This window comes from Natronolimnohabitans innermongolicus JCM 12255 (genome assembly GCF_000337215.1).
In the GTDB taxonomy this organism is placed as follows: Archaea; Halobacteriota; Halobacteria; order Halobacteriales; family Natrialbaceae; genus Natronolimnohabitans; species Natronolimnohabitans innermongolicus.
Genome location: NZ_AOHZ01000044.1, coordinates 1 through 21,387 on the forward strand (window position 1 = coordinate 1; position 21,387 = coordinate 21,387).

Annotated in this window: 19 protein-coding genes, 2 tRNA genes and 1 pseudogene; 5 read left to right on the forward strand and 17 right to left on the reverse strand. The window is 65.1% G+C overall.

All coding sequences use genetic code 11. The features are described from left to right. Positions 1–563 precede the first annotated feature (563 nt). Both C493_RS09435 and C493_RS09440 read left to right on the forward strand, forming a co-directional pair. Positions 564–809 carry a YgaP family membrane protein gene (locus tag C493_RS09435; RefSeq protein WP_007259200.1) on the forward strand — a complete coding sequence of 82 codons (246 nt, stop codon included), beginning with the start codon at positions 564–566 and terminating at the stop codon, positions 807–809. Further along, a complete protein-coding gene (locus tag C493_RS09440; protein ID WP_007259201.1) occupies positions 806–1,705 on the forward strand; it encodes a hypothetical protein in 900 nt (299 codons plus the stop codon). Before C493_RS09435 ends, C493_RS09440 begins: the two co-directional genes overlap by 4 nt. 332 nt (positions 1,706–2,037) lie before the next feature. Here C493_RS09440 and C493_RS23815 read toward each other — a convergent pair. Next, positions 2,038–2,435, reverse strand: a pseudogene (locus C493_RS23815) (hypothetical protein); the annotation flags it as partial. A gap of 416 nt (positions 2,436–2,851) precedes the next feature. Here C493_RS23815 and C493_RS09450 point away from each other — a divergent pair. Then, the gene (locus C493_RS09450; protein WP_007259202.1) at positions 2,852–3,295 is read left to right on the forward strand and encodes a type IV pilin; all 444 of its coding nucleotides are present in this window, start codon (positions 2,852–2,854) and stop codon (positions 3,293–3,295) included. A gap of 45 nt (positions 3,296–3,340) precedes the next feature. On the opposite strand, the gene C493_RS09455 is transcribed toward C493_RS09450, so the two are convergent. From C493_RS09455 to C493_RS09505, 11 genes are all read right to left on the reverse strand, one after another. Then, positions 3,341–3,526, reverse strand: coding sequence for a hypothetical protein (locus C493_RS09455; RefSeq protein ID WP_007259203.1), 186 nt, complete (start codon positions 3,524–3,526; stop codon positions 3,341–3,343). Positions 3,527–3,893: 367 nt separating this feature from the next. Next, a tRNA-Ile gene (locus C493_RS09460) sits at positions 3,894–4,000 on the reverse strand. 34 nt (positions 4,001–4,034) lie between these two features. Continuing rightward, entirely contained in the window at positions 4,035–4,871 is an 837-nt protein-coding gene (locus C493_RS09465) for an NAD(P)/FAD-dependent oxidoreductase (RefSeq protein ID WP_007259204.1), read from the reverse strand. After that, entirely contained in the window at positions 4,868–6,883 is a 2,016-nt protein-coding gene (locus tag C493_RS09470; RefSeq protein ID WP_007259205.1) for a dipeptide ABC transporter ATP-binding protein, read from the reverse strand. The genes C493_RS09465 and C493_RS09470 overlap by 4 nt, the downstream gene beginning before the upstream one ends. Then, entirely contained in the window at positions 6,876–7,727 is an 852-nt protein-coding gene (gene nikC, locus C493_RS09475; protein ID WP_394295410.1) for a nickel transporter permease, read from the reverse strand. The genes C493_RS09470 and nikC overlap by 8 nt, the downstream gene beginning before the upstream one ends. Positions 7,728–7,786: 59 nt before the next feature. After that, positions 7,787–8,728, reverse strand: coding sequence for a nickel ABC transporter permease (nikB, locus tag C493_RS09480; RefSeq protein ID WP_007259207.1), 942 nt, complete (start codon positions 8,726–8,728; stop codon positions 7,787–7,789). After that, positions 8,725–9,684 (reverse strand): class I SAM-dependent methyltransferase, encoded by a 960-nt coding sequence (locus tag C493_RS09485; protein ID WP_007259208.1) that lies wholly within the window; start codon positions 9,682–9,684, stop codon positions 8,725–8,727. The genes nikB and C493_RS09485 overlap by 4 nt, the downstream gene beginning before the upstream one ends. Continuing rightward, positions 9,684–11,210 carry an ABC transporter substrate-binding protein gene (locus C493_RS09490; protein ID WP_007259209.1) on the reverse strand — a complete coding sequence of 509 codons (1,527 nt, stop codon included), beginning with the start codon at positions 11,208–11,210 and terminating at the stop codon, positions 9,684–9,686. The genes C493_RS09485 and C493_RS09490 overlap by 1 nt, the downstream gene beginning before the upstream one ends. A gap of 270 nt (positions 11,211–11,480) precedes the next feature. Continuing rightward, on the reverse strand, positions 11,481–12,074 hold the full coding sequence (locus tag C493_RS09495) for a MogA/MoaB family molybdenum cofactor biosynthesis protein (protein ID WP_007259210.1): 594 nt from the start codon (positions 12,072–12,074) through the stop codon (positions 11,481–11,483). A 127-nt stretch (positions 12,075–12,201) separates the two neighbouring features. After that, positions 12,202–13,560 carry a CobW family GTP-binding protein gene (locus tag C493_RS09500; protein WP_007259211.1) on the reverse strand — a complete coding sequence of 453 codons (1,359 nt, stop codon included), beginning with the start codon at positions 13,558–13,560 and terminating at the stop codon, positions 12,202–12,204. Beyond that, positions 13,561–14,766, reverse strand: coding sequence for a GTP-binding protein (locus C493_RS09505; RefSeq protein WP_007259212.1), 1,206 nt, complete (start codon positions 14,764–14,766; stop codon positions 13,561–13,563). It abuts the gene before it with no gap. Positions 14,767–14,875: 109 nt separating this feature from the next. Here C493_RS09505 and C493_RS09510 point away from each other — a divergent pair, with 109 nt between their 5' ends. After that, on the forward strand, positions 14,876–15,298 hold the full coding sequence (locus tag C493_RS09510; RefSeq protein WP_049889269.1) for a CopG family ribbon-helix-helix protein: 423 nt from the start codon (positions 14,876–14,878) through the stop codon (positions 15,296–15,298). 16 nt (positions 15,299–15,314) lie between these two features. Here C493_RS09510 and C493_RS09515 read toward each other — a convergent pair whose 3' ends face one another. Together C493_RS09515 and C493_RS09520 are read right to left on the reverse strand one after the other, a co-directional pair. Further along, positions 15,315–15,788, reverse strand: a complete 474-nt coding sequence (locus C493_RS09515; protein WP_007259214.1) for a group I intron-associated PD-(D/E)XK endonuclease — start codon at positions 15,786–15,788, stop codon at positions 15,315–15,317. Between the two features lie 477 nt (positions 15,789–16,265). Continuing rightward, positions 16,266–16,338, reverse strand: a tRNA-Asn gene (locus C493_RS09520). 128 nt (positions 16,339–16,466) lie between these two features. Here C493_RS09520 and cca point away from each other — a divergent pair. Further along, positions 16,467–17,849 carry a CCA tRNA nucleotidyltransferase gene (gene cca, locus C493_RS09525; RefSeq protein WP_007259215.1) on the forward strand — a complete coding sequence of 461 codons (1,383 nt, stop codon included), beginning with the start codon at positions 16,467–16,469 and terminating at the stop codon, positions 17,847–17,849. A gap of 92 nt (positions 17,850–17,941) precedes the next feature. On the opposite strand, the gene C493_RS09530 is transcribed toward cca, so the two are convergent. The 3 genes from C493_RS09530 to C493_RS09540 all read right to left on the reverse strand — a co-directional run bounded on the left by C493_RS09530 (position 17,942) and on the right by C493_RS09540 (position 20,993). Continuing rightward, positions 17,942–18,976 carry a histone deacetylase family protein gene (locus C493_RS09530; RefSeq protein ID WP_007259216.1) on the reverse strand — a complete coding sequence of 345 codons (1,035 nt, stop codon included), beginning with the start codon at positions 18,974–18,976 and terminating at the stop codon, positions 17,942–17,944. Between the two features lies 1 nt (position 18,977). After that, positions 18,978–19,409 (reverse strand): histone family protein, encoded by a 432-nt coding sequence (locus C493_RS09535; protein WP_007259217.1) that lies wholly within the window; start codon positions 19,407–19,409, stop codon positions 18,978–18,980. 66 nt (positions 19,410–19,475) lie between these two features. Then, entirely contained in the window at positions 19,476–20,993 is a 1,518-nt protein-coding gene (locus C493_RS09540; RefSeq protein ID WP_007259218.1) for a single-stranded DNA binding protein, read from the reverse strand. Positions 20,994–21,387: the final 394 nt, after the last annotated feature.

Below are 21,387 nucleotides of genomic sequence, written 5' to 3' on the forward strand. Positions count from 1 at the left end.
GTACTGGTTGGATGCTCGGTGGAGCTGTAAACCTAAAATCTCCAACGCTCAGGATTCCTCCGTGTTCACGCGGAGGAGGATGTCAATCGCATTCATACTGACTCCTGAAATGGGGTGACGATGAAGATAGGTTGCTCATTGCTCCCAGCCGACGGTAATGATCCAGCCGATCGCGACACCCCACGGGGAGTCGGGGGATCACGACGACGAGGGAACCGTCCACTGTAGGTTCCCCGCTGGTCTGTGCCTCATCGTGAGATTTCCGTCGTTGCTCCCCGAGCGACGCCATCGTCGTGAGCGAGCGGATCGATTCCGGTATCGTAGAATTGACGCGTATCCTTATGTTTGCCCACGACGATTTATACGTCGAATATGAAACTCCCGACAAGGTTTGAGCACGAAACCGACGAAGCGTCCGATCACTCGCCGGATCGAAACGAGCAAACTGAGCGTCCGAAATCACGACGAACCAAGTTTCTTCAGGGGACAGTTGTTTTTATTGTCATGTTCGTCACGCTCTGGTGGCTGCTATCCCGCGGTGAAGAACGAACGGGGTGATCAGTGTGGAGAAGAACGTTGGCGGCACTGATCGAACGGTTCGAATCGCGCTCGGACTCGTCGTGGTCGGAGCGATGATGGTGGCAGTCGCCTTCGGAGAACCACTCGGCGATCCCACACAGGGTATCGTCGCTGCCGTCCTCCTCCTTGCGGCATTCGTGCTGTTGGGAACGGCCGGTGCCGAGAAGTGCCCAGCGAATCGCACACTAGGCCGGAACACCTACGACGAACGTGATCCCGAAAGCCGATGAACAGACACGAACTCATCGACGTTGCGACAATCTCGATGAGTCGGTTACTCATGCCGAACGCCAGGTTCTTTTCCCAGTCGATTGCCAGCGCTCCGATCGGTGACGTCGTCAGTGGTGCTGCGATCGATATCGAGAAACTTCGAACTGGGGGTGTTCAGAAGGTCTCTGCATCCACCCCTATCGGAGAGTTCCAGGCGGCATATCTCGTCTCCCAATGGCGAGGACGAAACGCACCGACGCTGCTGTATCATCACGGAAGCGGCGAGCAACCGTTCGACTTTGGGCGGTTCAGTTCGAACTCGTTTCGTCGTCTCTTCGGTACCACATCTGATCTCGAGGTCAACCTGATTGCACTCCGAGCACCGTTTCACGACCGTTCGAATCGGAGATACATACGGGCGATGGGCGACCTCAACAACTTCGTTGGAATGCTCGCCACGTCGGTTGCGCTCATAGAGGCGCTGACCGACCGATTGCGGGCCACTGGCTGTCCTGCTATCTTAGCTGCTGGCATCAGCCTCGGTGGGTGGGCAGTTAATCTCCATCGCGCCTACTATGTGGGTGTCGATCGGTACGTCCCGATGTTCGCTGGGGCACAACTTGGGGACATGTTCGTGTCGTCGGTTTATCGAAAATTGGTGGCCGAATCCGCACGGCAGAACCCAGCGGTGTTGCGCAACATCCTCGACTTCGAGAACGCCGTTACCAGCACGGATGCGGATGACTGTGATCCGCTGCTCGCTCGCCACGACCGGATAATCGAGTTCGAAACGCAACGATCAGCCTACGAAGGGAGCGATCTTGGAATTCTAGAGAAAGGACACATCACCGGATCCTTCGCAACAGATGCGCTACAGGCACACATCCAGCGATCGGTCGTAAAAGCCCGTGAGTAAATCGCCTCTGGGTCAAGTGATTCGAGAGTCGGAAATTCACGTCGTCAACGGAAATCCTTCGAATTTTCGACCGACTCCGAGGCTTCCTGTTTCTATGACGCGCTTTGCAGACACCGCTCGGAAGTCATCGGTAGCCGCAGGGACCGCAGTCTCCACAAGTCGTTCGAAAGGCGCAAAGCGTCGTTCGTGACTGAGCGAATCGGAGCTAAGCGGGAGCAAAGCTCCCGCGAGGTCAGCGGGACGTGGTCCCGCCAGAATTCGCGAGGTCCGCGAAACCTTCGGTTTCACTTGATGACGAGAGCCACGTGTATTCGGGCTATCCTGGCCCTAATATCGAGAACGTGAGAGCGGTGCTCGCGATGGTTCAGTGCGAACGATGGGGCGAACGACTGCGTCGAGATCGAGCCGCCGGAGAAGACGTTCGCAACGAGTGTGTTCACGCCTGGAACGTGTCGTCGCGAGGGGACGCCTCGAGCCAGCCGTACTCGCGGGCGACCTCGATGCCACGCACGACGTCCGGTTTGCTGTCGTACCCGACCCAACTTCGCACGCGACCGCGGGGAATCTCGAGCGCGCTCGAGATTGCGTGTGACCCCTTGTTCGGATGTGTGTTGGAGTAGCGACGACCAGCCTGGTAGTCGAGCACGGCGGCCCACGAATAGCTATACGCACCGCCGTCGTAGGTGCGCTCGAGATCGCAAGCCTCGAGGACCGGTGCGTCCCACTCCACACGGACTGTCAATTAACTCTACTAAAAAATCTATCGTGGTTGGACCGAAAACACAAAATCGCAAGACGGCAGCGCCTCAAGGCGGCGCTGTAACCTCACAGCACGCCCTTGATTATCACGTCTGAAAGCCTTTCCAACATCACAAACTGCCAGTATCTCATACTATCGGATGATTATATATACCCGTAATCCACTGGTTGCAATCAGCACCGGACGACGCTGAGAAGATGACGCCGAGGAACAGTCCAATCCCCCTCGAGCGCCACGGGCGACTACCATGGTCCCCGGAATAAGTCTTCTCACCGTTCANGCCGAGGAACAGTCCAATCCCCCTCGAGCGCCACGGGCGACTACCATGGTCCCCGGAATAAGTCTTCTCACCGTTCACGGGTGCGTTCATGGAACGAACCACAACCATGGATCTAACCAAATACAGAAACAAGCTGGTTGGCAGCGAAGACGAACGAGCAGTATCGCCCGTCATCGGGATCATCCTGATGGTCGCAATTACCGTCATTCTGGCGGCGGTGATCGCGGCATTCGTGCTGGATATGGGTCCAGATGATCCAGATCCAGCCGCTGCAATTGATGTTGACGAGCAAGGAAATGAAACGGTAGTGGAACTGCAGGGGACCACTGATGGAGATGGAGCTGTAGTTTGGAACGCAACCGACGAATCAGCTATGGATGGCAGTGATAGTAACGAACCAGTGTTAACTACGACTGGTCAAACATACACTGTCAACGAAAGTAATACTACTACTGTCCAAGTAATTGCCTTTAGTGGTGATGAGTCTGAGGAGAATTTAGAGGATTTCGATAACTACGCTATTGCAGAAGAATTCGAATACGAAGCGTAGTTATTCCTCATAAATTTCATCTTCTTAGTCGAATTAATCAATCTGTTATGTGTCTATACTATTAATAAGCTTAAGTCTCCATTCCCCTTCCCCAACGTGCCGGATATGAATATGATGGTCTCCCGCAAGCTCGCCGTTCTCATCGATTAGCCCCTCAACACGCATGTCGTCTTTCGGAAGCGTGATTCCAACCGAGTCGCTGTCCAGTTGTCGAAGTTTGTTCAGCGCCATACTCGGCGGGCAACCCCACTTCTCATAAAACTTGGTGAACCTATAGTATCCCAAGGTGTTCCGGTGGTTTCCCTGAGGATTTTGTCACATCGGGGAAACCGGGCGTCGTATGGCACTCAGCCTACCGCAGCAGTACGTTCCTGACACACTACGTCAGGAGGACGGCATCGACCTGACAGACAGCATTCTCGCGCCGTTGTTCGTGCTCGCGTCGTTCTCGATCGGCGCCGTCGGCACCCTCGAGTTCAGCGAGCCGCTGAACTTCGCGCTGACGGATTCGAACCTCGGTCGGAGCAAAGCTCCTCCCTGGTTCGAATCGTCAGTGCGTGATCGATTCGCTCCTCACGTCCGTTCGTCGCAGAATCCATGGGCCCTGACGGATTCGAACCATCGACCACTCGGTATCCCACACAACCTCACACGGTCAGGTTGCGTTATGAGCCGAGCGCTCTAACCAGACTGAGCTAAGGGCCCTCACGCGAACGAAACCGTGGAATGTAGTTAACAGTTACTCTCCGTCGCGCTCGAGCGAGCCGTTCTCACCCGGCTCGAAAAACGCGGCCATCTTCGTCTCGGCGCGCGCTTTTCGACGCTTTCGCTCGGCGATCGAAATTTCCTCGACGCCGTCAGGGACCGATCGGTCGTACGACTCGTAGTAGCCCTCGGTGACGACCCAGTCGTTGTAGTAGTCGGGTCGCACGTCGCGGATCAGCGTCAGGGCGACGTCGGCGCCGTTGCCGGCATTGACGATCGCCTGATGGTTCTGACTCGTGATCCGGCCCGCGGCGTACACGCCGTCGCAGTCGGTCCGTCCATCTTCGTCGGTCGGAACGACCATCACCGGACCCGGCTCTTCGGGTTCGCGCGTGAGATCGAGAGCCTCGAGAAACGCGGTGCGTGCCCAGGAGGCGACGATCACGCGCTCGGCCCGGACGGACCGGGCGTCGGTCTCGAGGACGAACCCGTCGTCGCCGTCAGTCTCGCCGCTGGAGGGTGCCCGTCGAACCGTCTCGACGCCCTCGCGGTGGGCCGTACAGCCGACTTCGCGGACGTGTTCGCGAGCCAGTTCGAGAAACTGCGTCGGCTGGATTCCGAACGGGAAGCCGAGGTAGTTCTCGAGGTGGGCCGACTTCAACAGGGAGGCGCGGTCGTGTTCGAACAGGATCGTCTCGAGGTCGGCGCGGGCGGTAAAGACGGCGGCCGAGCAGCCGGCGGGGCCGCCGCCGACGACGGCGACGTCGTACGCGGGTGGCGTATCGGTCGCGGTCTCGTCGCTCGTTTCAGTTGCTGTCGATGCGTCGGTCGCTGTCGGTGTCGAATCGGTATCGGTATCGGTCGTCGTCATCGGAGTAGCTGTGGCGGAGGGTCGTCGGTCGGGTCGTCGATTCGGCCGGTCGCGGCCGCGAGCAGTCGCTCGGTGTACGCTGCGTCCGGTTCGGTACAGAGTCGCCCCGCGGCGCCGGATTCGACGAGTCGCCCGTCTCGCATGACGACGATGCGGTCGGCGAGGTGGCGGACGACGCCGAGGTCGTGGCTCACGAGAACGAACGCACAATCCAGTCGGTCCTGCAATTCGAGCAGCAGGTTACACACCTGCGCGCGAACGGAGACGTCGAGGGCAGCCGTCGGCTCGTCGAGGACGACCAGCGACGGCTCGAGGGCGATCGCTCGCGCGAGGGCGACGCGCTGGCACTGCCCGCCGGAGAGTTCGTGCGGGCGCCGATCGGCGTGGCGGTCGTCGAGCCCGACAAGCGAGAGCAGATCCGAGACGCGCTCGCGGCGACGGTCGCGGTTCCAGCCGGCCTCGAGTAACGGTTCGGCGACGGCGGTTCGGACGCGCTGACGCGGATCGAGACTCGAGCGCGGGTGCTGGAACAGTCGGCCGACGGCGGCGAGTCGGTCGCGCGAGCGGTCGGCGACCGCTCCGACGGGAGCGCCCTCGAGGACGACCTCGCCGGACGTGGGCGACTCGAGACCGGTCACGAGATCGATCACGGTCGACTTGCCGGCGCCGCTCTCGCCGACGATGCCGAGGGTTTCGCCGCGTCGGACGGCGAGTGAGACGTCCGCGACGGCGGTTGCGTATCGGTCGCGTCCGCGCAGGCGTGCGAGCCACGAGTCGTCGATTGGGTACCGCTTCGAGACGCGGCGCAACTCGAGTAGCGGGTCGTCGTCTCCGGCCGACTCGCCGCCGTCGGCGCTCGTGATCGCGTTCGCGTCCGTCTCCGGTTCACATGTCGCGTCCGTTTCGCCGCGGGAGTCGGACCCGTTTCGAGTCCGCGCTGGCGACGGGTTCGGTTCGCCGAGCGCCGCGTCGGGCTCGCGGGTGTCGACCGCCTCGAGTTCGCCACAGCGAACGCGTCCGTCGCCGTCGTCGACCGTCGGCGGCGCGGTCGTTCGGCAGGTTTCGGTCGCGTGCGGACAGCGGGACGCGAACGAACAGCCCGTCCGCTCTGCGGTCGGATCCGGGACCGAGCCGTCGATCGTCGGCAACCGCTCGCCGGGTGCGGCGTTCTCGAGTCGGCAAGCGAGCAGCGATCGGGTGTAGGGATGGCGCGGCGCGGTGAGGACTCGGTCGGCGGGCCCCGACTCCATCAGTTCGCCGGCGTAGGCCACCGCGACGCGGTCACAGCGCTCGCCGACGAGTCCCAGGTCGTGGCTGACGAGCAGGGCCGCCAGATCGCGTTCGTCGACGAGGGACTCGAGCAGGTCGAGGACGGCGGCGCGAGTCGTCGCGTCGAGGGCCGTCGTCGGCTCGTCGGCGAGCAGCAGATCCGGCTCCGGGGCCAACGCGATCGCGATCGAGACTCGCTGGGCCTCGCCGCCGCTCAGTTCGTGCGGGTAGCGCTCGAGGTAGCCGGGATCGCCGAGGCCGACTCGCTCGAGGAGTTCGGCCGCTCGTTTCCGGCGCTCGGAAGCGCCCTCGTGCCAGTCCCAGTCGCGGGGATCGAGTGAGAGTCCGAGCGCCGACCGAACCGATCGATCGTCCGGACGGGCGGCGAGTCGCAACGCTTCCTCGAGGTGAAAGCCGACGGTACGCGTCGGCGTCAGCGTCGCCGACGGATCCTGAAAGACCGTCGAGAGCCGGGTCGCGCGGATGCGACGGCGGCGCTCGTCAGCGAGCGCGCGCAGCTCGGCGCCGTCGAAGGAGACCGTCCCCTCGACGCGAGCGTCGTCGCCGTGGAGCCCGGCGATCGCGCGGACCGCGGCGGACTTGCCACAGCCGCTCTCGCCGACGAGGCCGACGATTTCGCCGGTGTCGACGGACAGCGAGATCCCGTCGACTGCACGGACCGTCTCGGCGCCGGTCTCGAAGCGAACGCGGAGATCCGAGACGTCGAGTAGCGGATCAGTCACGGGTCACCTCCGTCTGCCCGCCGCGCTCGGTGCGGTCGTTCGGATCGAGGGCGTCTCGCAGGCCGTCGCCGAGCAAGTTCGTTCCGAGCACCGCGAGGACGATCGCGAGACCGGGCGCGTTGACCAGCCACGAGGCCTCTCGAAGGTGATGACGGCCCGTCGAGAGCATCGTCCCCCACTCGGGCGTCGGCGGCTGCGCGCCGAGCCCGAGAAAGGAGAGTCCCGCCGCGGCGAGGACGACGCCGCCGAGGTCGAGCGTCGCCAACACGACGACGGGGCCCGCGACGTTCGGGAGAACGTGTCGGCGTAACACGCGTCGACGCGGCGCCCCGGTCAGCCGCGAGGCCGCGACGAACGGTCGCTCGCGCAACTCGAGGACGCTCGAGCGAACGATCCTCGCGTATCGGGTCCAGCCGACGACGGCGAGTGCGAGGACGAGGTTGGTGAGGCTCGGCCCGAGGATGCCGGCGACGACGAGCGCGAGGACGATACCGGGAAACGCGAGCAAGACGTCGACGACGCGCATCAGCGTCTCGTCCACCCAGCCGCCGCAGTAGCCCGCGACGAGACCGACGGCGACGCCGATCGTGAGCCGAACTGCGGTGATCAGGACGGCGATGCCGAGCGTGATACGGGCGCCGTAGAGGAGTCTGGTCGCAACGTCGCGGCCGAGCTGGTCGGTGCCGAGGGGATGAGCGAACGACGGCCCCTGAAGCCGGTTGTCGAGGTGCTGGGCGTTCGGATCGTACGGGGCGAGAATCGGCCCGACGACCGCGAGGAGGGCGAGCGTAGCCACGACGACCGCGCCGGCGACGGCCGACGGATTCCGACGGAGCGCGCGCACGGTCGGATGGTCGAACCACGCCGAAATGCGACCCTCGGAGCCGCGTCTCTCGAGGACGCTCACGCGCCACCACCCCCGATCGAGATGCGCGGATCGAGCCGACGGTAGGCGAGATCCGTCAGCAGGTTGACCGCGACGAACGTCACGCCGACGAGCAGCGTGACGCCCTGAATAACGGGGAAGTCGCGAGCGAAGACGGCGTCGACCAGCAGCGTTCCGAGTCCCGGTCGCTGGAAGACGACCTCGACGACAACGGCGCCGCCGAGAACGGCACCCAGCTGGAGTCCGATCATCGTCACGACCGGCAACAGCGCCGTTCGCAGCGCGTGGGCGACGACGACGCCGCGCTCGGCGAGCCCGCGGGACCGGGCCGCGTCGACGTAGGGCTCCTCGAGCGTCTCGAGCAGCGACGAGCGGACGAGTCGAGTGAGGACGGCGGCCATCCCCGTTCCGAGTGTGATCGCCGGGAGCACGAGGTGGGCGAGCGTGCCCGCGCCGTAGACGGGGAAGACGCCGAGCCTGAGCGCGCCGCCGATGATGAGCAGGTAACCAAGCCAGAAGTTCGGCATCGAGAGTCCGAGCAGGGAGACGATCTGGCTAGCGTAATCGATCCACGTGTCCCGGTAGACGGCGCTGATGACGCCGGCGGGGAGTGCGATCGCGACGGCGACGAGCACCGACGCGCCGGCGAGTTCGATCGTGTTCGGGAGGTGGGCGACCAGAAGGTCGAGGACGTCGCCCTCGCCGTAGTAGGAGCGACCGAGGTCGCCGCGCAATGCGTCGCCGAGCCAGTTTGCGTACTGGACCGGAACGGGATCGTCGAGCCCCTGTTCGGCGCGGAACTCCCGGACGGTTTCCTCGTCGGGCTGGCGGCCCTGTCGTTCTGCGAGCACCGTCCGTGCGGGGTCGCCCGGCGTCAGATGGATCAGCCCGTAGGTGAGGACGGTGACGCCGAACAGGACGACGGTCGAACTCGCGATGCGACGCAGCACGTAGCTCATGGTGGCTCCGTCTCCCCTCGGTTCGGTCGGCTGCCGAGCGGTTCGGCTTCGCACTCGCCGTCTCGGTTGTTGGGGCGGTGCCAGACGACGATCCCGGCCGGGATCGAGTACTGGTACCGAACGCCCTCGGGCGTCGTCTCGAGCAGCGGCTCCAGCCGCTCGCCGAGGGCCTCGCGTGTCTCGGGCGCCGCGTTGGGGGCGAGTCGATCGGCGACCGCCCGAGGCGTCTCGGCCTCGTGACACCGGATGGCATCGTCGACGACACAGCGTGGATTCGAACCGGAACCGAGCCGATCGAGGACGCCCGCCACGTACAGCGCTCTCGGGATCGGATCGGACGGCTCCCCGTCGCGAATGTCCGCGAGCAGGCGCGCGTGGGGCGGTGCCACTCCGAGGCTGTCGACGACGACGAGCGTCCGGTCGGTCGCCGCGACGAGCGCGGACAGTGCAGCCTCGAGGTCGGACTGTGAGTACGTCGTCCACGCGGTAAGGACGAGGTCGTGGCGCTCGACGTCGACCTCGGGCCAGCGGCCGTGGCGGAACGCGACCGTGCCGCGTCGGTCGGCGGCGAGGGACTCGCGCACCCACTCGAGCATCGACCGCGAGTAGTCGACGGCGGTCACGCGGTCGACAGTCGCCGCGAGCCGGCGCGTGTACCGACCGGTTCCGGGCCCGACCTCGAGGGCCGACGCCGATCGCTCGGCCGCGCGGCGGATGATCGTCCACCCTTCCGGTGCCGTCCGGTCCGGAAATCGCTCGCCGTAGTGTCGCGCGTTGGCCCGCCAGTACTCGCGGTCGTCGTCAGGAGTCCAACAGCCGAGGTCGCCGTTCGCGGCGAGCCGACGCCAGGCGCCGGCGTAGTCGAGGGGCGGCCGCTCGGCGAGACGCAGACGATCCTGATCGTCGCCGCGCTGGCTGGTCTTCGGTGGTCGCTGCGTTCGGCGCACTCGAGTCATCACTCGTCGAGACGGTCGAGTTCGGTGAAGTCGGTCATCGCACTGACGGGGTGAAGCGTCGGGCCCGTGAGCTCGGTCTCGTGGGCGACGACGTACTCGAGGTAGTACAGCGGCAGGACGACGCCGGCCTCGACGACGCGTTCCTGTACCTCACCGTAGAGCTCGCGTTTCGCCTCGAGGCCGTCGGCTCGATACCCCTCCTCGATGAGTTCGTCGACCTCCGAGCCGAGGTTCATCACGCCGGTTCCCTCCTCCTCGTAGAGCTGCTTGTTGTCGCTGCCTTCCGAGTGGAACATCGCCCGGACGAGGTAGTCCGCCGCGGCGCTGTTCGACCCCAGGGTGGCGATCGAGACGTGGGCCTCGCCGTCGGTGAGCGTTTCCATGAACGCCGCCGATTCGACGCTCGTGATCTCGCTGTCGACGCCGATCTCGTCGAAGCGATCCTGCAGGATCTCCGCGACGTTCCGGTCGTCGGGCTCGTCGCCGTCGATCAGGATCGAGAGCGTCTCGCCGTCGTAATTCGACTCGTCGACCAGGTCGCGAGCGGCCTCGAGATCGGGGCCGAACGCCGGGAGCTCGTCGTGGATCGCCCACGGTATCTCCGGCGAGATGGGACCTCGAGCCGGCTCGCCGACCCCCTCGAGAACGCTGTCGACGATCGTCTCCTGATCGACGGCGTACGCCAGCGCTCGCCGCAGGGTCTCGTCGTCGGTCGGCTCCTTGTAGATGTTGATGGCGCCGAAACACGTCCGCGGCGTCAGCTGACTGTCGGTCGTCGTCCCCTCGGCTTCTTCGAGTCTCGAAACGGCGCTGCGAGGTGGTTCGAGGGCAACGTCGGCATCTGTCCCCTCGAGGGCCTGGACGCGTGTCGTCGGATCGCCCACGACGTCGAGTTGGAGCTCCTCGACGGCCGGAACGACGTCCCAGTGGTCTTCGTAGGGGACGAGCGTGACGTCGTCGCCGGAACGGTCCTCGAGTCGAAACGGACCGGTGCCGATCGCGGTATCGTCGTCCTCGTCGGTGTCCGAGTGGACGATGCCGAAGTAGTTGTGCGAGATCGTGCCCGGCAGCGTCGGGAACGGTTCGACCGTTTCGAACTCGACGGTGTGGTCGTCGAGGGCGCTGACGCCGTCGGGTTCGACGTTGATCCAGCCGGTCGCCTCCCAGTGGTCGATCGTCGCTTCGAACGAGGCGACGACGTCGTCGGCCGTCAGCGCGGCGCCGTTGTGGAAGGTGACGTCCTCGCGAAGGGAGAACTGCCAGGTCGTCTCGTCGGTTCGCTCCCAGTCGGTCGCGAGCAGCGGCTCGGGTTCCATCTCGGCGCTCGTTCCGACGAGCGGCTCGAAAACCCGCGTGTAGTAGGGAATCACGCCGCCGTAGACGCCCCACTGACCGTCCTGTGACGTATCGGAGCGAGCGACCGTGATCGATTCGCCGTCCATCGAATCGCCGAGGCAGCCAGCGAGCGCTCCGAGGCCGACGCCGACACCGGCGAGGACGTGCCGCCGTGAGTAACTCTTCGTCATGAGTAACTAGGAATTAGGACTGTATTAATACATTTTGCTAACCTAGACTCAGAGTTTGTTAAGCAGCTCGAGGGCCGTTCGACGATTCGCACTGCAGTCCGGTCGCGATTCGAACGCCGTCTCCGGCTGAACGCGGTCATACGACGCCGTTCACGCTCATCGCAAATATACTTGTCTAAGTGCAAGTGTGGTTTATCTACCGGCAGAGAACGACTACTGACAGTCGCTGTACGCGTCGGAAAAAGTGCGGACGAACGCGGCGTCGGCGGTTCAGCTATCGCCCTGATAGGCCGAGAGCGACTGGTCCGTCGTTCCGGTTCGGTGGCGCGTCGCCAGCCCCGCCAGATGGGGCGCTTCGGGAACGATCAGTTCCTCGCAGGCGGTCTCACAGGCGCCCGTACTCCCCGGGAGACAGAACACCGGCGTATCGACGGCGATGCCCGCCGTCGCGCGCGAGGCCATCGCGCGGGTCCCGATCTCGTCCCACGAGAGCGATCGAAACAGTTCGCCAAAGCCCGGCAGTTCGCGCTCGAACAGCGACGACGTGGCCTCCGGCGAGACGTCGTCGGCCGTCACGCCCGTGCCGCCGGTCGTCACGACGACGTCCACGTCGCGGCGCGCGACCAGTCCGCGGACGGCGGTTCGGATCGCGGAGTAGTCGTCGCGCACGAGCAACCGTTCCCGAATTTCGTGCCCCTCCGCCTCGAAACACTCCTGAATCGTATCCCCGCCCGGATCGTCCGGGTCCGCCTCGTCGGCCTGTGCGCGCGAACTCGAGACCGTTACGATGGCGACGTACAGCGGCTCGATGATATCGTGTCCGTGATCGTCGGTACTCCGGCGGTCGTCGCGGTCGGATGTCATGTGTGTACGTCCACACCGGCGGGCGATAATAGTGCCCCCGCCTGCAGCGCTCGCGCGTTCGGCGATGCGGGAGGACGTCGCCGCCAGCGGGGACACCGACACGGCACTCCGGACGCAACTGCCGTGCTCAGGACTGGTCGGTCGCGGCCGTAACGACGGTCGACTCGCCCATCCCCGTCGGCGCGGGATTGTTGAACGTCGACCACGCTGCGTCCATCTCCGCGTCGGTCAGCAGGCAGTCGTCCAGACGCGCCTGCAGATCGTCCATCGAGAGGTTACGGCCGATGAGCGCGAGTCGCGTTTCCCGGTCGCCCCACTCGTCGTCCCACGAGAGATCGGGTTGGCTCTGCCGGTACTGCTCCCGGCGCTCCGCTGAGAAACTGGCGATCCAGCGGCCGGTGACCTCGAGCGACGTCTCCGTCCCGGCGTAACTCATCGTGATGGCCTGGCGCTCGCGGCCGGCGATCCAGCACAGCCCCTTCGCGCGAACGAGTCCCTCCGGGAGGTCGGCCAGCAGCGCCGCGAAACGTTCGGGGTGGAACGGGCGGCGACGATGGTAGGTGTCGACATCGATGCCGTACCGTTCGGGCGGGTGCGTGTGATCGTGTTCGTGGTCGTGTCCGTGGCTGTGATCGTCACCGTGCCCGTTCGAGCCGTGTGCGTGTGCGTGTTCGTCGTCGCTAGCCTCGCGTTCAGCGCCCGCTTCGATCGCTCGCTTCCAGCCCGCGGCGTCGGCCGCCGCCTCGAGGTCGAACCGACCGCTGTCGAGGAGCGTCTCGGGCTCGAGCGCGCCGTACTCCGTCCGAACGATCTCCGCGCGAGGCTGGAGCGTCTCGAGCACCGACACCACGCGCTCGCACTCGGCGTCGTCGACGAGGTCGCACTTGTTGACGACGAGCAGGTCGCAGAACTCGACTTGCTCGAGCAGCAGATCCGCGAGCGGTCGGCTGCCGCTCTCGTCGGGCCCCTGTCGGACCGGCGGCTCCTCGCTCGCAGTCCGATCCCCGTTCCCGTTCCCGTCCTCGTTCTCGTTCTCGTTCTCGTCGCCGCTGTCGTCTCCATCTCCGTCTACCGCCACGAACCGGTCGTGAAACCGCCGCGCGTCGACGACGGTGACGACCGCGTCTAAGTCGTAGGGGCCGCCCGCGGGCCCGCGGACGAACTGGCGGGCGATCGGTTCGGGTTCGCCGACGCCGGAGGCCTCGACGACCAGGTACTCGAAGTCGTGTTCCTTCCAGAGCCTGATCACCGACCGGGAGAGTTCGCTGCCGAGGCTACAGCAGATGCAGCCGTTCTCGAGGGCCAGCACTTCCTCGCCGGTTTCGAGGTCGGTGCGCGCTTCCACGAGGTCGGCGTCGACGTTGACGCTGCCGACGTCGTTTACCAGGACGGCGATTTCGCGATCGGTCGACTCGAGCAAGCCCGACAGCAGCGTCGTCTTGCCCGCGCCGAGTTCGCCACAGAGGACGGTGACGGGGACGCTCATTTACTGACTCGAGAGCGCGAGTTCACGTCGGTCTTCCGATCTGCCGAACGGGTCGGGGTAGGCGTCCCAGTCGTCGTTCATCTCCGCGTCGGTGAGGACGCAGTCGTCGAGGCGGTCGATCAGAGGCTGCTCGTCGAACTCTCGGCCGATGAAGACGAGACGGGTCATCCGGTCGCCCCACTCGTCGTCCCAGTCGTCCTCGAGGCCGGGGCGAGCGGCGAAGAACTGCTCGCGCTTCGCTTTCGGGAGCGTCGCGAGCCACTGTCCGGACGGCCCGGCGCGAACCGAGGTCCCGGCCTTGTCGATCCCCATCGCGACGTCCTCGCGGCCGGCGCTCCAGAAGAAGCCCTTCGCGCGGATGAGTTCGGCCGGCAGCGCCGGAAGCAGGCTCGCGATCCGCTCGGGGTGAAACGGCCGGTCGCGCTGGTAGACGAACGACGTGACACCGTGTTCCTCCTGTGGATCGTGGTGGTGGTCGTGTTGCAGTTCGTGCTTCCAGCCCGCAGCGGCCTGTGCGCGCTCGAAGTCGAACTCACCGGTGTCGAGGATCGACGTCGGATCGACGTCGCCGAACTCCGTTCGGACGATTTCGGCACGGGGCTGGAGTCGCTCGAGGACGGCCTCGATCTCCTCGAGGGCATCGTCGGGGACGAGATCACATTTGTTCAACAGCAGGACGTCGCAGAACTCGATCTGATCGAGCAGGACCTCCTCCGGAACGCGGCCGCTCTCGTCGGCGAGTTGGTGGTCGGTCAGCGCCGTTCCCGTGTCGAACGACTCCCAGATGCTGTGGGCGTTGACGACGGTGACCATCGTATCCAGTTCGTACGTGTCGGTCGGATCGTAGTTGGCGTCCTCGTACCCCATCGCGAACGTCTGGGCGACCGGAATCGGCTCCGAAATGCCCGAGGATTCGACCAGTAGGTAGTCGAACTCGAGGCGGTCGGCGAGTCGCCCGACTTCCTCGAGCATGTCGCCGCGCAGCCGACAGCAGATGCAGCCGTTCGAGAGTTCGACGATCTCTTCGTCGCCGCCCAGGTCAGTCTGCTGGGCGACGTGCTCGGCGTCGACGTTGACGTCGCCCATGTCGTTGACGACGACGGCCACCTCGTGGCCGTGATCGGCGGTCAGCACGTGGTTGAGCACGGTCGTTTTGCCGGCGCCGAGCGGGCCGCTCAGGACGGTGACGGGAATGCGGTCGGTCATAGACTGATTGTGAATACGGACTCGAGTCTTGTTAATGTTAGTTATTACATAGTCTCCGAGCACAGCATAACAAATTCTATTATTACTGATGTAGGAGTTCATACTAACGATGCCCATTGTCAGCGTTTCGATGCCCGCCGACCTGATCGAGCGACTCGACGCCCACGCGGCCGAACACGACTACACCGGTCGCAGCGAAGTCGTCCGGGAAGGCGCGCGGACGTTGCTGACCGAATTCGACGACGACCGTCTCGCCGGCGACCCGCTGGCTGCCGTCGTTAGCGTCTTCTACGACTTCGGGACCCAGCACGTCGAACGCCGCGTCACCGAACTCCGCCACGAGCACGACGCCCACATCGCCTCGAACGATCACAGCCACGTCGAGGACTACTGTGTGGACTGCTTCGTCCTCGAGGCGGATCTCGACGCGATCTCGACGTTCGTCGGCAAACTCCGCGCCGTCGAGGACGTCGAGACGGTCGACTACTCGTTGGTGTCGCTGGACTCGATCGGCCACCTGCAGGACGCGTGACGCGTCCGCCGGACCGCTATCCCGACCGCGGCTGACGAAGGTCGTCGAGTCGCTCCTCGAGCAGGTAGTCGTCGGCCGAGTTGATTCCGGCGCGCCGGTCGTTCTCCGGTTTCCGGAACCGAATCTCCATCTTTCCGTTCGCGGCGTCGGCGACGGGCACCAGGTATTGATTGTCGTTGAGCGGATCGTACACCGCGAAGTACTCCACGCGGCCGTCGGACCCCGCACGGTCGTAGCCGTCGCCTCGGCGGCGCGTACCGACGGTCTCGAACGCGACCGTTCCCGCCGTCTTCCGATACGCCGTTTTACACTGAATGCGATGGAACCGGCCGCCGACGTCGACGACCAGATCGTACGGTTCGTTGCCGGACGTCGGAACGAGAACTGGAATGTCTCGCAGGGCGAACGCCGCTCGAAGGAGTTCTTCGGTGGCGTGACCGCGTTTCTGTGGCTGCTCGAGGTTCTCGTAGCACGTGGTTCGATCGAGCATGCACGGAGTTGCCGCTCGATGCGGGATAAACTACAGCACGAACGGACAACCGCGCGAAGGCGCGCGCTGTAGGCGACCCTGAGCCGACGCGAAGGGGCGTCGATACGCTCGCGCGAGGGGCGAGTGAACAAGCGGAGCGAGTGAGCGAGCCGGTTGGGGAGGGTGTGGAAATCCCTCGTAACCACGAGCGGAGGAGATATCACACATACCGCCGGCTCTCGAGTCAGGCTCGTCGTCTCCCCGATTCGGAGAGTGCTTCGGAGAACTATCGGGCGCCGACGCCAGAACTCGAACAGGTGCGAGACAGTCCGGGTCGCTCACTGCGTTCGCGACCGGCTGCGACTCGCGTGTTCGAGCCCGGCTTATTCCGCTGTTTCTCTCGTCGAATTCGCTCGGAGCAACGGCTCCTCGAGAGTTGTTCGATAAAACAATGCGTCCGGAACGCTACGCGTTCCGGTCTACACGAAAATTTTCGAGCGCCGAAGCCAGGACTCGAACCTGGGACAACCTCGTTAACAGCGAGGTGCTCTACCATCTGAGCTACTTCGGCCCATCTCATGATAGCCGGGTGCATTTGATAGGGCTTTCGTTTTGCTTGCTCCGTGTTGGACACCCTTTCACACCCCGCTCGAGGAGCGTTCGATACTCTTTCACGCGGTCGCCGACAACCCTCGTACAATGAGCGTGGACGAGGACGAACGCGGAGATCGAGACGACTTCGAGTCGGTCGTTGCCGCGGCCCGTGAGCGCATCGACCCCGACGAGGCAGAGCGCGAACGGCTCCGGGCGGTCGCCGACCGACTCACCGAGCGCGCCGAAGCGGCCGCGACCGAACGCTGTCCCGACGCCGACGTCATACAGGTGGGATCGTCGGCCCGCGGCACGTGGATCAGCGGCGACCGCGACATCGATATCTTCGTGCGCTTCCCGCCCGAACTCGACCGCGAAACCCTCGAGACCTACGGCCTCGAGGTCGGCCACGCGACGGTTCCCGACGGCCACGAGGAGTACGCCGAACACCCCTACGTCAAGGGCACCGTCGACGGCTTCGACATCGACGTCGTCCCCTGTTTCCGCCTCGAGTCGGCGACCGAGATCCGCTCGGCCGTCGACCGAACGCCGTTTCACAACCGCTACCTCCAGAACCGTCTCGACGAGGAGCTCGCGGCCGACGTTCGGCTCACGAAGGGCTTCATGAAAGGCGTCGGCGTCTACGGCAGCGACCTCCGCACCCGCGGCTTCAGCGGCTACCTCACCGAACTGCTCGTCTGCGAGTACGGCGGCTTCCGCGAGCTGCTCGAGGCCGCCGCCGACTGGCAGCCGCCGATCGAACTCGACCCCGAAGACCACGGTCGAGAGTCCTTCGCCGATCCGCTGGTCGTCATCGACCCGACCGATCCCGAGCGCAACGTCGCCGCGGTCTGTGCGGCCGACAACGTCGCTCGGTTCCAACACTACGCGCGCGAGTTCCTCGAGGCGCCGCGGACGGACCCCTTCGACGCCGACGCGCCCGACCCCCTCACCGAGTCTGAGCTCCGCGATCACCTCGAGCGTCGCGGGACGACGCCCGTCGCCCTTCGATTCGACGCTCCCGACCTCGTCCCGGACCAGCTCTACCCGCAGCTTCGAAAGTCGCTCGCGGGCGTCACCGACGGCCTCGTCGACCGCGGCTTCGACGTTTTCCGCGGCACGACGTTCGCGGACGAGACGGCCGTCCTGTTCGTCGAACTCGCCGTCGCCGAGCGCCCGGCGGTCGAACACCACCGGGGGCCGCCGGTCCAGGTTCGTACTCACGCGGAAGGATTCTACGACGCCTACGCCGACGATACGGACGTCTACGGTCCGTTTATCACCGAAGACCGCTACGTCGCTGAGCGACCCCGAGAGTTCACCACCGCCCGCGGATTCCTCGGGAGCGACCGACTATTCGACGTCGGCCTCGGCGCCCACGTCGAGACCGCACTCGAGACCGACTACACGGTGTTGACCGACGACGATATCACGGCGCTGTGCGAGGAGTTCGGACGCGAACTTCGACGGTACTTCGAGCCGAAGCCCTAATCTGACGGGTCCAGCACGCCATTCCCTCGAGAAAAGCGACCGGAGGGTGGAACGAAACGCACAGAGAACGGAGCGACCACATTCCGCTCGACTCAATCCTCGGACTCGAGCTCTAGTTCGTATCCGTGTGCCTCCGCGACGTCGGCAAGTGCCGATTTGGCGTTCTCTCCGCAGTCCGAATCGGGCTCGATCGGCTCGCGACCGTCGAACGTCTCGTGGACGATAGCGACGCTGTCGGCCAGCACGTCGAGTCCGTAGCCGCCCTCGAGGATGAACGCCAACGCGGCGTCGACGTCGGCGGCGAGGGTTCGCAACCGGTCGGCCATCAGCGCGTAGGCTTCGGTCGAAAGCCGGATGCGCGAGATCGGATCGTGGCGGTGGGCGTCGAAGCCGGCGCTGATCAACAGGAGGTCGGGATCGAAGTCGGTCAGCGCGCGCACAATCGGCCCTTCGACCGCCGCCAGATACTCCCCGTCGTCCGTGCCCGCGGGCATCGGAACGTTCATCGTCGTTCCCGCGCCGGCGTCCTCGCCGGTTTCGTCGATGGCGCCGGTGCCCGGATACAGCCCCTGTTCGTGAATCGAAACGAAGTAGACGTCCTCGCGGTCGTAGAAGATGTCCTGCGTGCCGTTGCCGTGGTGGACGTCCCAGTCGACGATCGCGACGCGGTCGACATCGTACTCGTCGGTGTCGAGTGCGTACTGGGCGGCGACCGCGGCGTTGTTGACGAAACAAAAGCCCATCGCGTCGTCGTAGACGGCGTGATGGCCCGGTGGCCGCCCGATCGAGAACGGCGTCTCTCGACCAGTCGCCCCCTCGAGCGCCTCGTCGACGGCCCAGCAGGCGAGGCCGGTGCTGTGGCGAACCGCATCCCACGTCTCTTCGACGGCCGTCGTATCCGGGTCCCAACTGCCACCGCCGTCGGCACAGAACTCCCGAACCGACTCGAGGTACTCCCGATCGTGGACGGCCGCCATCCGGTCGAGGTCGCAGGGGTCGGCCTCGACGTACTCGACGCCGTGTTTCTTCTTCAGTCGTTCCCGGATCGCGCGGAGCCGGTCCGGCGTCTCGGGGTGGCGCGAACCGGGATCGTGTGCGAGACAGACCTCGCTGTAGCCGAATTGCATCTCACTCGAACAACGAGAAGTACGTCTCGATGTCGTCCTCGGTAATTGTTCGTCGGTCGGCGTGGTGAGCGAGGATCGCGGCTGCACGCGCGACGTTGTCCGCGTAGTCCTCGAGAATGTCAGCGAGCGCCACGCGTGCGTCCATCGAGACGCGATACCGATCGTCAATATTCAGTCTGGCGATGCGGTCGACGGGCGCGACGGGAAGTTCGAGGTCGTCCTTGTCGACGACCTGTTCGACGCCGAAATCCTCCGCCATCAGCGTCTTGCGCCCGTCCGAACTCGCCGCTGTGGCGGCATCGACGGCGAGTTCGCTCCCGTGTTCTTGAATCCGTGTCGCGAGTTCCTCCGACGCGTCGGCACTCACCCGAAGATCGCCCGCGTTCCGCCGGATAATCGTGTCCACCGGGGCGAACGGGAGTTCGACGTTCATACCATGATAGGCGGAGCAAAGTCCCTTAACGCTTTTCCTAGGCGGCCGATGAGGTTGCTCGCGGCGTCAGAAGACGTCGCTGGCCTCGAGACGGCCGTCCCGGACGACCCCGCGGGCGGTTACCTCCTCGCCGAGTCCGACGTCGGCGTCGGTCGCGACGCTCATCGTAGTCTCGCCGTCGTCTAACACGACGGGGTTGCCGGCCTGCACGACGACGCCGGTGAACTCGAGTTCGTCGCCGTCGCCCGGTTCGTCCGACGTCACGCCCGATTTCGACTGAGACTCGGACTCGGACGCGGAGCCGGCTGCGGTGTCGGGCGTCGAACTCGAGTCCGCCCCACCAGACTCGTCCGCCGGTGCGGCGCTTTCGTCGGCGTCGTCATCTCCGGCGAACGCCGATAGTCCGGTGTTGTCGCTCGCGGCGCCGCTTCGCTCGCCTCCGGCGCCGGCACCGGCGCCAGCGTCGGCCGACGCCGACTCGGACTCGAGGACGGTCACCGTCGACTGCCAGCCCGCGGAAGCCTCCAGCTCCTCCTGCCAGCCGTCTTTGATGTCGACGTCGCCCAGTGCGACCTCGTCGCCGGGGCCGACGTCGGTGTCGGCTTTCTCGCCCCACAGCGCGACGCGGATGTCGTCGGTGGCGTCCTGGACGCGGATGTTGCGAACCTGCCCCTCCGAGCCGTCGTCGCGGTCGAACGTCCGCTTCGGGTCCGCCGAGCGAACGACGCCCGCGAGGTCGACTGTCTGGCCGATCTCGACGTCCTCGATCGGCGTGCTCTCGGGGACGTACTCGACGTCCTCGTCGACCTCCTCGACGGCGCCGCGGTTGCCGACGTGAAGCTCGAGCGTGCCGTCTCGTTCCTTGACGTAGCCGTCGACGACCTCGACGGTCGTGCCGGGGTCGATCTCGGTTGCGAGATCCGCGCGCTCGTCCCAGAGAGTCACGCGCACGCGTCCGGTAGAATCCCCGAGAACGAGGTTCGAAACTTTGCCCTCCGAGCCGTCGTCGCGGTCGAACGTGCGAACGCTGTCGGTATCGAGGACGAGTCCGACGAGATTGACGTTCGAGAGGCCGAGCGAGAGCGCGTCGACCGTGTGGGTGTCCATCGCCTGCACGTCGCCGATCTCCGTATCCGGATCGGGTTCGACCTCGTCGACGCTGACCTCGACGCCGGAGTAGCCCTCTTTGGGTCGACCCTTGATCCGCAACACCTGATTCTCCTCGAGCTCCTCGATCGCCGCTTCGGCGTGCTCGTCCCAGAACGCCGCCCGGACGGAGCCGGTCTCGTCGGCGACCTCGACGTTGACGACGCGGCCGTCCTCGTCCTCGCCGTCGCGCTCGAAGGTCCGAACCTCGCCGATCGAAAGCACCTTGGCGACGAACTTCGCCTCCTCCATGCCGGGTTCGATGTCGGCGACGCCGCCGACCTCGCTCTCGCCGATCTCGTGAGCGACGAGCATCGCCGCCGTCTCCTCGTCCGCGAGTCCCCCCATCTGCTCGACTTTCGCCTCGACGGCCTCGCGAAACTCCTCGAGAGAAACGTCGGCCTCGAGGTCCTCGTACACGCCCTCGATGTCGCTCATTCTATGTTCGTGCATGAGTAGGTCGCGCATAAGCGTTGTTCATTCGGTGTGCCGGGTCGCCATCGCGTCCGGCGGTACCGAGCCCCGAACGGCCCGAACGCTGCGAATCCGTCCGCTCGACTCGCGGGCCGACCGCGGCCGACTCGAGCGGGCTCGAGAGCGAAGACATACCCACTGCTGGCTTCGGGATCGTATATAAAGTACAGCTCGCCGATTCTGTCGGCCGCCCGCAGCGCCAGCGCCTGACCCGTGTGCGTCGACGCCGTCCGCCGACGCGACGGGTAGGCCAGTCAGCGACGCCAACCCGACGCCGCCGAGTCCACCGAGGATCGCGCGCCAGGATTGTCCGTCGCCGTTCGAGTCGTTCGTGTGCATTTCGAATCATCACTAGATC

Coding starts and splice junctions, on each gene's coding strand:
- cca (WP_007259215.1), top strand. CDS start 16,467: ATGAGCGTGGACGAGGACGAACGCGGAGATCGAGACGACTTCGAGTCG.
- C493_RS09465 (WP_007259204.1), bottom strand. CDS start 4,871: ATGACGACGACCGATACCGATACCGATTCGACACCGACAGCGACCGAC.
- C493_RS09510 (WP_049889269.1), top strand. CDS start 14,876: ATGCCCATTGTCAGCGTTTCGATGCCCGCCGACCTGATCGAGCGACTC.
- C493_RS09490 (WP_007259209.1), bottom strand. CDS start 11,210: ATGACGAAGAGTTACTCACGGCGGCACGTCCTCGCCGGTGTCGGCGTC.
- C493_RS09515 (WP_007259214.1), bottom strand. CDS start 15,788: ATGCTCGATCGAACCACGTGCTACGAGAACCTCGAGCAGCCACAGAAA.
- C493_RS09485 (WP_007259208.1), bottom strand. CDS start 9,684: ATGACTCGAGTGCGCCGAACGCAGCGACCACCGAAGACCAGCCAGCGC.
- C493_RS09455 (WP_007259203.1), bottom strand. CDS start 3,526: ATGGCGCTGAACAAACTTCGACAACTGGACAGCGACTCGGTTGGAATC.
- nikB (WP_007259207.1), bottom strand. CDS start 8,728: ATGAGCTACGTGCTGCGTCGCATCGCGAGTTCGACCGTCGTCCTGTTC.
- C493_RS09505 (WP_007259212.1), bottom strand. CDS start 14,766: ATGACCGACCGCATTCCCGTCACCGTCCTGAGCGGCCCGCTCGGCGCC.
- C493_RS09440 (WP_007259201.1), top strand. CDS start 806: ATGAACAGACACGAACTCATCGACGTTGCGACAATCTCGATGAGTCGG.
- C493_RS09500 (WP_007259211.1), bottom strand. CDS start 13,560: ATGAGCGTCCCCGTCACCGTCCTCTGTGGCGAACTCGGCGCGGGCAAG.
- C493_RS09540 (WP_007259218.1), bottom strand. CDS start 20,993: ATGAGCGACATCGAGGGCGTGTACGAGGACCTCGAGGCCGACGTTTCT.
- C493_RS09450 (WP_007259202.1), top strand. CDS start 2,852: ATGGATCTAACCAAATACAGAAACAAGCTGGTTGGCAGCGAAGACGAA.
- C493_RS09535 (WP_007259217.1), bottom strand. CDS start 19,409: ATGAACGTCGAACTCCCGTTCGCCCCGGTGGACACGATTATCCGGCGG.
- C493_RS09495 (WP_007259210.1), bottom strand. CDS start 12,074: ATGACATCCGACCGCGACGACCGCCGGAGTACCGACGATCACGGACAC.
- C493_RS09530 (WP_007259216.1), bottom strand. CDS start 18,976: ATGCAATTCGGCTACAGCGAGGTCTGTCTCGCACACGATCCCGGTTCG.